The organism is Paenibacillus sp. FSL H7-0331, from assembly GCF_001956045.1.
Map to the genome: position 1 here is coordinate 30,937 of NZ_MRTH01000038.1, position 13,170 is coordinate 44,106.

The 13,170-nt window shown below is 46.0% G+C and carries 15 protein-coding genes and 1 riboswitch; of the genes, 5 read left to right on the top strand and 10 right to left on the bottom strand.

Annotated elements, in window-relative coordinates:
• The 5 genes from BK127_RS33735 to BK127_RS33755 all read right to left on the bottom strand — a co-directional run bounded on the left by BK127_RS33735 (position 1) and on the right by BK127_RS33755 (position 4,548).
• The gene (locus BK127_RS33735) at positions 1-1,245 is read right to left on the bottom strand and encodes an MFS transporter (RefSeq protein ID WP_256711564.1); all 1,245 of its coding nucleotides are present in this window, start codon (positions 1,243-1,245) and stop codon (positions 1-3) included.
• 193 nt (positions 1,246-1,438) lie between these two features.
• Positions 1,439-2,284: a C40 family peptidase gene (locus tag BK127_RS33740; protein WP_256711565.1), complete on the bottom strand. Its 846-nt coding sequence runs from the start codon at positions 2,282-2,284 to the stop codon at positions 1,439-1,441.
• Positions 2,284-2,426: riboswitch (cyclic di-AMP (ydaO/yuaA leader) on the bottom strand. (Overlaps the previous gene by 1 nt.)
• 117 nt (positions 2,427-2,543) lie before the next feature.
• Positions 2,544-3,089, bottom strand: coding sequence for a hemerythrin domain-containing protein (locus BK127_RS33745; RefSeq protein WP_083689803.1), 546 nt, complete (start codon positions 3,087-3,089; stop codon positions 2,544-2,546).
• A gap of 193 nt (positions 3,090-3,282) precedes the next feature.
• The gene (gene mobA, locus BK127_RS33750) at positions 3,283-3,900 is read right to left on the bottom strand and encodes a molybdenum cofactor guanylyltransferase (RefSeq protein WP_076236517.1); all 618 of its coding nucleotides are present in this window, start codon (positions 3,898-3,900) and stop codon (positions 3,283-3,285) included.
• A 105-nt stretch (positions 3,901-4,005) separates the two neighbouring features.
• On the bottom strand, positions 4,006-4,548 hold the full coding sequence (locus BK127_RS33755) for a DoxX family protein (RefSeq protein WP_076236519.1): 543 nt from the start codon (positions 4,546-4,548) through the stop codon (positions 4,006-4,008).
• Positions 4,549-4,990: 442 nt separating this feature from the next.
• Here BK127_RS33755 and BK127_RS33760 point away from each other — a divergent pair, with 442 nt between their 5' ends.
• The gene (locus tag BK127_RS33760) at positions 4,991-6,283 is read left to right on the top strand and encodes an arsenic transporter (protein WP_076236522.1); all 1,293 of its coding nucleotides are present in this window, start codon (positions 4,991-4,993) and stop codon (positions 6,281-6,283) included.
• A gap of 24 nt (positions 6,284-6,307) precedes the next feature.
• Here BK127_RS33760 and BK127_RS33765 read toward each other — a convergent pair whose 3' ends face one another.
• Together BK127_RS33765 and BK127_RS33770 are read right to left on the bottom strand one after the other, a co-directional pair.
• Entirely contained in the window at positions 6,308-7,318 is a 1,011-nt protein-coding gene (locus BK127_RS33765; RefSeq protein WP_256711574.1) for a PAS domain-containing sensor histidine kinase, read from the bottom strand.
• A gap of 43 nt (positions 7,319-7,361) precedes the next feature.
• On the bottom strand, positions 7,362-8,012 hold the full coding sequence (locus BK127_RS33770; RefSeq protein ID WP_076236525.1) for a response regulator: 651 nt from the start codon (positions 8,010-8,012) through the stop codon (positions 7,362-7,364).
• Between BK127_RS33770 and BK127_RS44120 the strand changes: the two genes are divergently transcribed.
• From BK127_RS44120 to BK127_RS33785, 3 genes are all read left to right on the top strand, one after another.
• Positions 8,011-8,184 carry a hypothetical protein gene (locus BK127_RS44120; RefSeq protein WP_179097698.1) on the top strand — a complete coding sequence of 58 codons (174 nt, stop codon included), beginning with the start codon at positions 8,011-8,013 and terminating at the stop codon, positions 8,182-8,184. The genes BK127_RS33770 and BK127_RS44120 overlap by 2 nt on opposite strands.
• A 72-nt stretch (positions 8,185-8,256) precedes the next feature.
• A complete protein-coding gene (locus BK127_RS33780) occupies positions 8,257-8,709 on the top strand; it encodes a MarR family winged helix-turn-helix transcriptional regulator (RefSeq protein ID WP_076236531.1) in 453 nt (150 codons plus the stop codon).
• 11 nt (positions 8,710-8,720) lie between these two features.
• Complete coding sequence (locus BK127_RS33785) at positions 8,721-9,923, top strand: MFS transporter (protein WP_076236534.1); 1,203 nt, start codon at positions 8,721-8,723, stop codon at positions 9,921-9,923.
• Positions 9,924-9,951: 28 nt separating this feature from the next.
• Here the strand turns inward: BK127_RS33785 and BK127_RS33790 are convergent, their stop codons facing one another.
• Complete coding sequence (locus BK127_RS33790; protein WP_179097699.1) at positions 9,952-10,434, bottom strand: GAF domain-containing protein; 483 nt, start codon at positions 10,432-10,434, stop codon at positions 9,952-9,954.
• A gap of 333 nt (positions 10,435-10,767) precedes the next feature.
• Here BK127_RS33790 and BK127_RS33795 point away from each other — a divergent pair, with 333 nt between their 5' ends.
• Entirely contained in the window at positions 10,768-11,505 is a 738-nt protein-coding gene (locus BK127_RS33795; RefSeq protein WP_076236624.1) for a Crp/Fnr family transcriptional regulator, read from the top strand.
• A gap of 68 nt (positions 11,506-11,573) precedes the next feature.
• Here BK127_RS33795 and BK127_RS33800 read toward each other — a convergent pair whose 3' ends face one another.
• Positions 11,574-12,218: an NAD(P)-dependent oxidoreductase gene (locus BK127_RS33800; RefSeq protein ID WP_076236625.1), complete on the bottom strand. Its 645-nt coding sequence runs from the start codon at positions 12,216-12,218 to the stop codon at positions 11,574-11,576.
• Positions 12,219-12,240: 22 nt separating this feature from the next.
• Positions 12,241-13,104: a VOC family protein gene (locus tag BK127_RS33805; RefSeq protein WP_076236539.1), complete on the bottom strand. Its 864-nt coding sequence runs from the start codon at positions 13,102-13,104 to the stop codon at positions 12,241-12,243.
• Between the last annotated feature and the right edge of the window lie 66 nt (positions 13,105-13,170).

Genomic DNA, 13,170 nt, shown 5'->3' on the forward strand with positions numbered 1-13,170 from the left:
TTATCCTTCTTTTCTTGTATTCTCCATGTTGGCAGATTTCCCGGTTTGTTGGATATACAGCAGCATCAGGACGGCACTCCATATAAATGCGGCGATGATAAGGATAAAAGGAAGCCTCGGATCGATCGAATAGGTCCAACCGCCAATCAAACCTGCGGGTGAAATAAAGATCAGAATCAATACAGATAAAATCGAAAAAATACTTGCTCGCTTATCATCATCAATAGCATTCTGTACAGCTGCCTCCAAGTTCGGGTACACAATAATACTGCCTGCTGCCGTGAGCACCGTGCTGAACAGGATCGGCATGACTGCGCCAGGCGGCGTCACAATCTGTATAATATAAGCTGCCGTGCAAATGAACAGGCCGACCAACATATACGTATTCATGCGATCCCGATTTAATCTTGGTATATAGAAGAACAGCAGCAGTAAAGTCGCTACGGACGTCACAGCAGGCAGCCAGGCAATCCAAACCGCATCGAATTGCAGCGACTGCACCAGATAAATCGATAAATACGTGTTGCGCATCGTCAGCTGAAATTGATACAGTACATAAATACCGAATACGAGCAGAAGCGCCTTGTTCGCGACAATCGCCCTCAATACACCTATGTACTCCTGTAAAAGCGCTTTCCATTGAAAAGAGGCATGCTCCTTCATTTTCCTGATCCCGATTTCGGTCTCATAGGTCGCAAAGTGGCGGCAAATAAACATCGCCGTCATGCTGACAAAGGCTAATCCATACATCATACGCTCGGCAGAAATCAATGTGTAACGCTCTACCAGAAGTCCTCCCAGCGGTGCGAGCAATCCACTTGCCACACTAATAAATTGCAGTGTTGAGAAAATATAAGCACGATCCTTAGGATGTGTCCCTTCAACGAGCAAACAGTACCACGCGGTATTGGGTACCTTTTGAAAGCTGTTGAACGCTGCCGCTATCACAAAAAACCAGACGTTCTGGGCTGTCATCCACAGCAGCGTAGCCACACTCCAGCTAACCAAATCATAGATCAACAGTGCTCGCTTGCGTCCCATGCGATCCGTTAAATAGCCGCTGATTAATGAAGTGAATATTTGCAGCACCAGCCCAAGTGAAGTCACCAGCCCAATTTCGGTCTCCGTAATTCCAAGCTCCAGCATGTATATGGAAGCATAGGTGAGATATAGGCTATAAGGGACTATGAACATCGGCTCATAAATTAAACATCCGCGGGCGTTCCCTTGCAGTTTATTGAACAACGCACTCGCCTCTTTTACATTCAGACTAAAAACCAACTGAATCTATGCTTATTCCTATAAGGCTGCATTCATGTCGTAGAGGATGCTTTTCTTGAACTCTGTTCGGCTCCGTTGAAAACTATATAGTCTGATATTAACACAAAAGACCCGCCTTTCGGCAGGTCTGAATAATTCGATATGATTGCTGCCTCTGCTACAGCCGTTTTGCCCCTATGTATCTGGAACCCCAATAACCGCTGTTCAAGCTGGCAACCGTGACACCACCATAGGAAGTGGCCGAGATGAATTGATCATTGCCAATATAAATACCTACATGAGAGGTTCTTCGCCCTTCAGCAAAAAACACCAGGTCACCTTCTTGAATATCCATAACCCGAGTGCCTGCCGAACTGTACATTTCTGCGGATGTTCTGGGCAATTGAACTCCGCTTAGCTGAAAAATATAGCCCACATATCCTGAGCAATCAAATCCATTCGGCGAGCTGCCTCCCCACACATAAGGAACACCCAAATAGTTATATGCGGATTGCAGGATCGATGCCTTGGGCTTAGGCGCGTACCAGACCGGAGCATGATACAGACCATCCGCATCTATGATCGCAAGCTTGTTGACCGCATCCCACTGAATTTGATAGCCAAACGTTTCCGATACGAATCGGAAAGGTACATACACCGTTTGCTGAGACAACAACGGAGGTGATTCCAAGGTAACGGTCTTTCCATTCACAAGCACTTGACGATCTCCCGTTTGCAATACGACCTTCTGCTGCTTGCTGCTCAGCGTAACCTGTATCGCCTGTTCATTCTTGCTCCATTCCATCTGGTATCCCAATTGTTCAATCAGCAGTCTTAGAGGCACCTGCAAATTATTGCTGCCATCGATGTAGGGCTTGGCGTCAGGGAAGGTCACTAGGTAATCATTAATTTGTATCCTGACCTCATCTGACGCTGCCTGAGCAGTTCCTGCATGCATAACAGCCAACAGACCAAACGTAAAAAAAGCGAAAAACCAAATAAACTTCTTCCGTAATAATATCAAGTTGTTCCTCCTGCGGCCTTCGAGGTTAGTTGACGGATTCGGGAAGAGGTTTTCCCTAGTTCGAGACAGACGAACATTCACCCCATGTAAAGAATCCCCCGTACCAGCTCTTGTGATGAACTGGATTCGGCCTTTTTTTAACAGAGTAGCACAACCTTTACCCAAATTTCAAATTCTTTAAACGACCATTCGGAATTATTTAACAATTAATTACATATTTATTTTATTTTTCGACATATTTTTACCAATTCAATAGCAATTAATGGTTGGCTGCCGCTCCATTGATATCGTCCAGAACCTGCTGGGTCAAAGGAAAAACAAGCTGTTCTTCCTTAGCCAAATGCTCCTGCAAAATGTGACAAGCTTGAATCAGATAGGCAGCGGCCTGATTGTAGCCCATAGCCTCCGGATTTGCCTTTAGCAAATGAACCGACCTCAGGAAGGCCTGCATATGCTCATCAGCCAGCTCATGATCTTTCTCTAACGACCAGAAGGAAGGCAGTATGGAGGGAGACATTTTACGCTCTATATAAGAAGTCAGGAAAGGAAACAGCTCAAGCTCCTCCCAATTGGAATGCCGCTCAAGCTCTTCCCGAAATGCGAGTGCCCATAGTCTTAAATTCAGCAGCGACTGCAGTGCTCCAAAGCGCTCAGGTGCGGACTCAACCTGCTTCGCTTGTTTTTCCATTTCCATTAAAACCTGCTTGAACTCCCCATGCTCTTGCTTCAATCGCTCCAGCCCTTCCGATATGGCTGTCATCGGTGCCTTAGTCATCTCTACTCGCGTCTTTTGATACATGTTCATTGTTGATTCCTCCTAAGGTTTTCGCTTTAGCGAAAACCAGCATCGTAAGCATAATCTTTAGGGTTTCACTTTAGTGAAACCGACATCGTAAGCATAATCTTTAGGTTTTCACTTTAGCGAAAACCAGCATCGTAAGCATGATCTTTGGGTTCTGTCATGAAGTTTCGCTTTTCACTTTTACTATCATGTATATTTATCCGGACCGCACCTTAGTCTTCTCCAGATGCTGTTGCGCAAGAAAGTAATCATCCCTTGTCTTAATCGTGGTCACAAAGCTGCAATCGATGCCATCTGATTGGAACTCGGACTCAACTGCTTCCTGCCATAATAAGCCCTTCCTCAAAGAGGATAATTCTGTATCCTGGTGTTTCAATAATGTCCAAATGTGCCCCGCACAGTCCCTGTCATAAATAGCATGCAGAGGATGCATGACACCTTGTAACCAGGGGATGATTGCGTCCAATCCTCTCTTTTTTTTGCGCAGCATCAGTTCAGCCGCAGCAGGTGATAGAAATGGCATATCGCATCCTACTACCCAGGCGCTTTGGTTACGGGATAACGTAAGACCGGCGTGCATTCCGCTTAATGGCCCTTTTCCCGGTATATAATCTGTAATGATTCTCACCGAGGTATCAACCAGTCGTAGGAAAAGCTTCGGTGTGTTAGTCACAATAATGACTTCATTGCACAACTCCCGCATGATTCGGATCTGGCGCAGAATCAAGGCTTCCTTCTCCAGGATCAGCAAGCTTTTATTTTCACCGCCCATACGCAAGCTGTCTCCGCCTGCCAAAATAATTCCTGACAGCATATCCATCCTCTCCTTTCGATGGTGGCCCGCTTATACAAAGAGGCTGGAAGCACAGCTAAGCTCGACTGTACTCCAGCTCTTGTATGTCCATTTAACCATGTGCAGTTAAGCATGCGCTCGTTTGTGGGTACCGCCCGCTGCCGGATGAACCGGTTTGTCTTTTTTGTATTTGTTTATGAGCTTACGTGCCACTGGTGCCAGGTAATGGTCAATACCGAACCGTCCTGCATTCGTGCCAGCCATAAAAATAACCCCACCAAGCAAGATTAACCACGGGTTGGTGCTAACGGTGCCTGCAAACATAAACATAAAGTTCATGAGCAGCCCGAAAAATGCAGCTGCCGTCGTAAGCGCACCAACGATAAGTCCCAATCCGACCAGCAGCTCCCCTATAGGGATCACCACATTAAATACCGCTGCATTCGGCAGTGCAAAATGTTCAAGAAATGCTGTAAAGGTCGGATAAATCAGCTCATTGGTCGCCTTATCGATTACCGGCTTGGTCACAGCCCCTTTGATAAAACCGGTAGCATCAAACCCTCCTGTCAGCTTATGAAAGCCTGCTGTCGCCCATTCCCAGCCCAGATAAATCCGAAGCAAACAAAAAATTCCCGCCGCGTAGACATTTTCCCTCATCCATTTCATCATCTTATCCATCTCCTAATTTGTAGTGAATGACATTCATTTGATTCTTAGTTCACTGCTTAGGTTTATTTGTTCTCCATGACTATAATTTACTACTCCAGGGTAACAAACGCTGTTAAATAGATCACAGCGAAACAAGAAAAATAAATGCTTATATTCTGATTCACAAATGAAGTTGAGTATGCGAAAATGATAAATGATTATTGTAGAAAATTGTCGAAATTTTGTAATCCAGCCCGTCCAACATCAGTCAGCATATGCACAGATTACAAGATGGCGTCTAGTCAAGGAGACGATAAAAGGTCAACGGGTTTACTATTCGTTATATATTCAAGACAAGTCTTATGTGTCCGAAATTCTTAAGCATATCCCTTCACAGAAAAAACAGCTCAAGCCGCTGGTATGTGAAGATAATGAGTGCTGCACTTAAGCTCAGGAGGTTGGTATGGTTTACACAGCTTTTCTTATTTTTGTGGTTACCCTGGTTTTTATCATCTGGCAGCCTAAGGGGCTAAGCATCGGGTGGTCTGCTGTAGGAGGAGCTGTCCTTGCGCTGCTGTGCGGAGTCGTCAGCTTCATGGACGTGAGGGATGTAACACTAATCGTGTGGAATGCTACGCTCGCTTTTGTCGGAATTATTCTCTTCTCTATTATTCTCGATGAGATTGGTTTCTTCGAATGGGCAGCGCTGCATGTTGTGCGGATGGCCAAAGGCAACGGTATGGTCATGTTCGTGTACGTGGTTCTGCTCGGGGCTGCTGTGTCTGCATTGTTCGCTAATGATGGGGCCGCACTGATCCTGACCCCTATCGTGCTTGCCATGGTCCGGGCGCTGAAATTCGAGGATCGGATGATTCTGCCGTTCATTATGGCCAGCGGATTTATCGCAGACACCACCTCATTGCCTCTGGTCGTAAGCAATCTGGTTAACATCGTCTCGGCTGATTATTTTGGCATTGGCTTTGTGGAATATGCAAGCCGGATGATCGTTCCTAATTTCTTTTCACTAGCTGCGAGTACACTTGTGCTATATCTGGTATTTCGCAAAGGTATTCCCAAACATTACGATGCACAACAGTTGAAGCAACCCCGTGAAGCAATCAAAGATATCCGCCTGTTTCGTATATCCTGGATCATTCTGGCGGTGCTTCTGTTCGGTTATCTGCTCAGTGAATTTCTCCATGTGCCCGTCTCGATCATTGCCGGCATTGCCGCTATTTCATTTGTTATTGCTGCTCATCGAAGTCCGGCGATTGACACCAAGCGGGTCATTCAGCAGGCTCCGTGGTCTGTCGTTGTGTTCTCCATCGGGATGTATGTTGTCGTCTACGGTCTGCGCAATGCAGGTCTCACAGATCAATTGGGAGCACTCATCCAGGCGATTGCGGATCAAGGATTACTTGCGGCTACACTGGGTATGGGATTTATCGCGGCCCTGTTGTCATCTATGATGAACAACCTGCCGACAGTGATGATCGATGCGCTGGCAATCAAAGGAACGAACACAGGAGGGGTTATTCGCGAAGCTTTAATTTATGCCAACGTGATCGGTTCCGATCTGGGCCCCAAAATTACACCCATCGGTTCATTGGCTACGCTGTTATGGCTGCATGTACTGGCTCGAAAAGGTGTGACCATCACATGGGGCTACTATTTTAAAATCGGTATTATCCTTACGATTCCTACACTATTGATTACGTTAATCGGGCTGTATGGTTGGCTTTGGCTAATCTCATGACCCCCACACCTAACTGAACCCTCTTCACGGATACGGGACTACTAATAGTACACGAGTCCCCACTCCGGGTTCCGAATGAATCGTTAACTGACCTCCCACAGCACGCGCACGCTCCTCCATACTAAACAATCCGACACCTCGGGAAACCGCTTCGCGTACAAAGCCTTTCCCTGCATCGATAATTTCAACTCTTAAGCTGTCTGCAAGCACCTGCACACTAACCATAGCCTGATCGACGTCCGCATATTTCCCTACATTGGTTAAGGCTTCCTGAATGGTTCGATAAATAGTGGTTTCTTCGGGAGCTCCCAGCCTTTTACGCAAATTGGTATCAAAGCTGACCTTGATTCCATAATGCTCGGAAAAATTATCGATATACGTGCGAATCGCCGGCACGACGCCAAGATCATCCAGTACCGAGGGTCTTAGCTCCCAGGCCAGCTCGCGTACGTCCTCAATAATATGCGAAACATGCGTTCGAATGGCTCCCAGGTCGGAATGAACATTTTCCCCAATCAATCGATCCATCTGAATAATCAGCGAAAACAAGCTTTGACCGATACCATCATGCAGCTCACGGGAAAATCTCCGCCGTTCCTCCTCCTGTATGTGCATGACCTGCTTCATCATCTGCTGCAGCTCTTCCTGCACCCGCTTCAGCTCGGTCACTTCATTACGAATCGCCCAATACTGATAAGGCTTCCCCTGCTCGCCGATAAAAGGAACAATCGTCGTATTTACCCAATAATAGCTGCCATCCTTGGAACGGTTTTTGATGTCGCCGCGCCATACCTTACCTGCAGTAATCGTCCCCCATAAATCATTCATAAAAGCTTTATCATGATAACCTGAGTTGATGATCCGATGATCCCGTCCGATCAGTTCTTCTCGATCATATTTGGAAATTTCACAAAATTTATCATTGACGTAGCGAATGATACCCTTGTCGTCTGTCATTGCCACTATTGACGATTCATCCAGAGCAAATTTTAGATCAGCGAGCTGTTTCAAAGCGCCAGCATGCAGCTCCATCATGTTGGATGTGTTTCCTTGTTCCGAATATTCAGGATCAGGCATATTATTCAAAATTCAGCAGCCCCTTTTTCATTGCATATTTAACAAGCTCAGGCCTTGTCTTAAGACCGAGTTTTTCCATCACATTGGCTTTATGCGATTCAACGGTTTTTACACTGATCACGAGCTGCTCCGCCACTTCCTTGTTGCTGTAGCCCTTGGCGACCAGTGATACGACTTCCGTTTCACGATCGGAAAGTGTCTCCATGCTGCTGCCTTCTCCATCACGAAGTCGATCTACATATTCAATCATTAATCGCTTGGTTGCTGTCGGATATAAATACGCATTGCCGGCGGCGACCGAACGGATTGCCGTTAATAGCTCGTCATGTGGGGCTGTTTTGAGAATATATCCTGAAGCTCCGGCATGAATCGCCCGGAATAAATATTCGTCATCATCATGCATAGTCAAAATAAGAATAGCGGTTTCAGGTAACACCTGCTTCAGTTCTTTGGCTGCCGTTAATCCGTCCTTGCCGTGAGGCATACTTAAATCCATCAGCACGACATCCGGACGCAATCTCAATGACAATTCAATAGCCTCATTTCCTTCGGACGCTTCCCCAATGACCTGCATATCTTCCTTGGCATTCAAGAGCATCATGAGTCCGGAACGAACTACCGCATGGTCATCGACAATACATAGCTTGATCATGTTATCCTCCTTAGAGTTTGCGAAGCAAACTTACTACGTAAGCTTCATCCCTGAGTTTGCGGAGCAAACTTATGTATTTATCGTAACAAAAAAAACGAACCCCTACAACGATGCAGCCAGTTCCAGCGATTATTTATTATTTATCGAGCTGGCACGATGGGTAAGGAATTGACAATATTAGTTGTCTTGAATATAATTGTCTAAACAACTATATGATGAGTATAACAGAAAAGGAATGATTACAATGACAACTAACTTTAACGGTTTAGATCGTTCAGTCGGCTTCATCATGGGCATGACCTATCGTAAATTAACAACTCTCCTCCAGCATAGGCTAAAAGAGTATGACATTACGCCTGAGCAATGGTCTGTATTGTACCAGATCGACAAGACTAACGGCATGATCCAAAAGGATATTGCCAAGCTTTCGGGAAAAGATAAACCGACGACGACCCGCATTCTCGATCATTTGGAGGGCAAGGGCTTCATCTATAAGAAAATCGGAGAAAACGATCGACGCTCATTTCTCGTTCATATCACGGATAAAGGCAGATCGGTGATCCTGAAGACGACCCCGATCGAGCATCAAGTCTCTGAGGATGTTAAGCAGTGTGTATCGGATGACGAATATGATCTGCTTATTGAGCTTCTTCTTCGGATCAACAATCACGCAAACGAATTAACAGAAAGAAAGTAGGCGCCAACGCTATGCCTCATCCTATACACCCACAAAAATTATGGACGAAACCGTTTATTTCTTTAACTATTTGCTCATTGCTTTTATTTTTAAATTTGCAAATGATGCTGTCTTCTTTCCCCGCGTATGTCAAAAATGAATTTCATGTAGGCGACCTATCCGTCAGTCTTGTGACCAGCGTGTTTGCGATAACCGCCATCCTATCGCGCTTTTTGAGTGCGGTATTAATGCGTAGGGTGCATCGTAATGTGATTTTGTTTGCCGGACTGGTCATTGCTTCTGTGATGACCGGCATTACGATATGGGCTGGCTCTATAGGTTCGATGCTTGTTATGCGCGTAGGCTTCGGCATCGGTTTCGGGATAGTAAGCACGATCATACCTACATTGGTATCGCAAATTATTCCATCAAAAAGAATCGGGGAAGGCATCGGCTACTTTGGCCTTTCTACCAGCCTCGCCATGTCGATAGGGCCCATGATTGGATTAAATGTGATGAAGCATTATGGGTTCAGTATGTTGGCGATCATTAGCACCGCTGCCGTTATTTTGATTTTCCCGATCATTTTGCTGTCCCGCGCGATTCCACCCGCTCCCAGCACGACTCATACTGCGGGTGAACGATCTCAATCCAAACCGGCTTTTAATACAAAACTGTTATTTCCTTCACTGCTGAACGTCATACTGGCGGTGACCTACAGCGGCTTGCTCAGCTTTATAGCCTTGTACGGCGAAATGAGGCATCTGGATCAGGTTGGTTTGTTTTTCTTGTTTAATGCCTTTACGATTATTTTGATCCGCCCTATTTCCGGTAAACTTTTTGACAGAAAAGGACCTGCGGCTGTTCTTATTCCAGCGGCTATCAGTGTCGTCGCAAGCTTGACAGTGCTTTCCTATACCACCTCGATGTCCATGCTCATCGTATCCGCTCTATTATATGGACTGGGCTTCGGTGCGATCCAGCCAACCCTTCAAGCCTGGATGCTTCGATCCTCAACCAAGGAGCAGTATGGAATGGCGAACAGTATGTTCTATAACACCACTGACTTTGGTATTGCAATAGGTGCGTTAATTCTCGGGGCCATCTCGTCCATGTCCGATTACGCGATCATGTATCGTTATTCGGCAGGATTCATGATCTTGTTTCTTATTGTGTATGTGGTGGTTAAATGGGTATCAGCTACAAAAAGAACGCAGCCGGCTGTTACGAAATAAACTACTCGTTATGGCTACCGGCTTTTTTCTAAACAGGTCCAGTCTCAAAAGTGGATGGCTGTTGCGTATCGCTCTGTTCCCTAGGAACTCCATAATTGTGAATCTGAATAGCATGACCAACCTCAATGGCGCAGGAATCCAGGTATTGCAGCTCGGTTGTCGCGTACAGCCGGGCTTGGCGGGCTCCTACTATTATAATTCCGCTCGGAGACGCTAACGGTCCTATTGGTACAGCTGCTGCAGCGTGCAGTCCTTCGGCAGTCATTAAAGCACAATCCAGCTTCTCTCCACCTATATCTGTTGATGAGGAATCGCTAATAACGGCTTCACCAAGTCTCCAAGCTAAACCTGGAAGCCCTTTTCCGCGTTTCACGACCATCCCCTTATAGCGATGATTCAGATTACCGCTGGCGTAATACCAGGCATAGGTTCGTCCGTCCTCCCGCGGGAGCGCCAAAGCTGCAAAGTCATGGGACGAGCTGATTCGCAGATGATCTATAAGTCTTCTCATAGGATCCCCTTCGTATTCCACCATGCCCGCTCCCCCTTAAAAGTGATGTCCTTCGTTGAGCTATCCGATATCATTCCCTGCGTGTTGTTCTATTGTAACGCTGTGGACCTTCCTTGTATGTCAGGGAATTCCCTGAAAACGTATAAGGGAATATGATGGGGGGATATTGGGCTTTAACATGGCTAATTCAAGGATATCCCTGAGCTGACTTGTGATTTTCCTCACAGTAAGAGGTCATTTTACCCTTCCCAAAAATCAGGAGATCCCCCGATGCCTTTTTATGAGCGTTCGCGCTATGATAAGGGTATCCAATACGGAGAGGGGATGGCTGGAATGGCCATTGATGAATATATGCAAACAGCTTCCATAGAAGGAAATACGAAAGAGGGAATTTCCAATTTCTTTTCACCCGAAAATATGGAGAGACTGCACAGCATTATGTACACCAAGCACGCCAAGGCAGATACCTTGCTGTTCTGGGAGGGTGACCCCGCTGATTACCTGTATTATATTAAAAAAGGTCTCGTCAAGCTGACGAAGACTACGGATGCTGGCACAAAGGTTACGCTTTACCTCCATCATACCGATGATATGTTCGGACAGATTGATCCTTTTCAGGAATCTGCGCATACCTTTAATGCAGAGGTCATGGAGGACGCCGAGTTCGGCATCATCCAGCAAAAGGATTTGGAAACCTTGCTATGGCAGCATGGTGATCTCGCCATTGAGTTTATGAAGTGGATGGGCATGATGCATCGGATGACGCAAACCAAATTCCGTGACCTCATGCTATATGGAAAACCGGGTGCCCTCTGCTCGCTGCTCATCCGTTTAAGCAATTCCTATGGTGTTCCCGCAGGCGATTGCATCCAGATCACCAAAAAAATCAACAATTCGGAAATGGCCGAAATGATCGGCGCGACCCGCGAAAGTGTGAACCGGATGCTGAGTGACCTGCGTAAACAAGAAGCGATCTCAATGGAAAACGGTACGCTGACCATTAACGATGTCCATTATCTTCAGGATATTTGCAAATGTGAAAACTGCCCTAAGGAAATTTGCCGCGTTTAAGGGACTTTCATACAAAAAAACAAATAAACCTCCCACGAACTTAAGGAGGTTATTTGCTCATTTTATAATTATTCAGCCTCGGACACTACCGTAAATCGCTGATTGACATGCTGTGGCTTTTCAATTTCATCTACAACAGCAATTGCATAATCGGCATAGCTGATATAGCTTTCGCCTTTAGAATTAACGAGTAGGTGATCCTGTCCTTTTTGATAGGTTCCTGTTCGCTTGCCCTCTGGTGAGAAGAAAGCAGACGGACTCATAAACGTCCACTGAATTGAATCGGTTTGCTGCAAAATTCTTAAGTTTTCTCCTTGATTCTTGGCAGTAGGTAAATATTGTGCTGGAAACTCCGGTGTATTGTACAATTGCAGCTTTTTATCCGGATCAACGAACAGGCTTCCCGCCCCTCCTACTACGATCAAACGGGTGTTAGGTGCTTGCTTTAAAGCTTCAATTAAGACATTGCCTGCTTCTACATGAAGATGCTCTTTCCCGGCTGGCGCGCCAAATGCATTCACCACGACATCAAATGACAGCAGATCATCAGAAGTAAGCTCGAACACTTCTTTTTCCAAAACCATAACATGGTCGTCTATGGAAATTTTTGATGCATTTCTGACAATAGCTGTTACCTGATGTCCTCTGTCCACAGCTTCTTTAGCAATAAGACTGCCTGCTTTTCCACTGGCTCCAACAATTCCGATTTTCATCATGATCCCATCCTTCTTGTCCTTATTTATTTACAACTAATCTAATTTCAATACCGGTAGGATCCTTCAGCGCCCAGTCTCCATTAGCCTCGGTCACGGCAATACCTGCTTGGCTAACCCGCTCAATGACAGCTTGCAGCTCGGCCTGGTTCGGAACAACGATGGTGAAGTAAGCCAATCCGGTGCCTTCTGCAGGTGCCAGAGGTGCGCCGACTCCCGCCCAAATATTCAGCCCGATATGATGATGGTAGCCACCCGCCGCTATGAATAATGCTCCCATGTTGGCCGCCCCATTCAGTTCGACCGTAAACCCGAGGACGTCGATATAAAAGGCTTTCGACTGCTGCAAATCGCTCACATGCAGATGAATATGCCCGATAATAGTTCCAGTCGGCAATCCAGTCCAAGACTCGTCTCCAGCTTCAGCAAGCAATCCGTCCCAATCGATCGGGTCAGTTGCCATCTTGTAATTCCCCTGCGCATCACGCTTCCAGCTCTCGCGAGGTCGGTCTCTGTAAATTTCAATACCGTTGTTATCCGGGTCAGCAATATATAAAGCCTCACTCACCAGATGATCCGCCTGCCCGATATGAATACCGGACTGAATCAGATTTCTTAATGATAACCCCAGAGTCTTACGATCCGGAACGAGAATTGCAAAATGATACAGACCTGCTGAGGATCTGCGCGGTACTATGGCGCCTGTTACTTCTTGAATCGCTAACAAGACCTGATGCCCATCTACAGTAAATCTTGCACTGTCAGCCGTTTGATCCAATACCTGTAATCCGACAACTTCCTTATAAAACTGAATAGAGCGTGCCAGATTGCTAACCTTTAAATGAACCTCGCCGAGTACCGTATTGGGATGAATGGAATCTTTCATTGTGCAGCTCCCCTTTAAGATTAGAATCACGCATATAAGTTACTTTTCGTAACTAAATATACAATT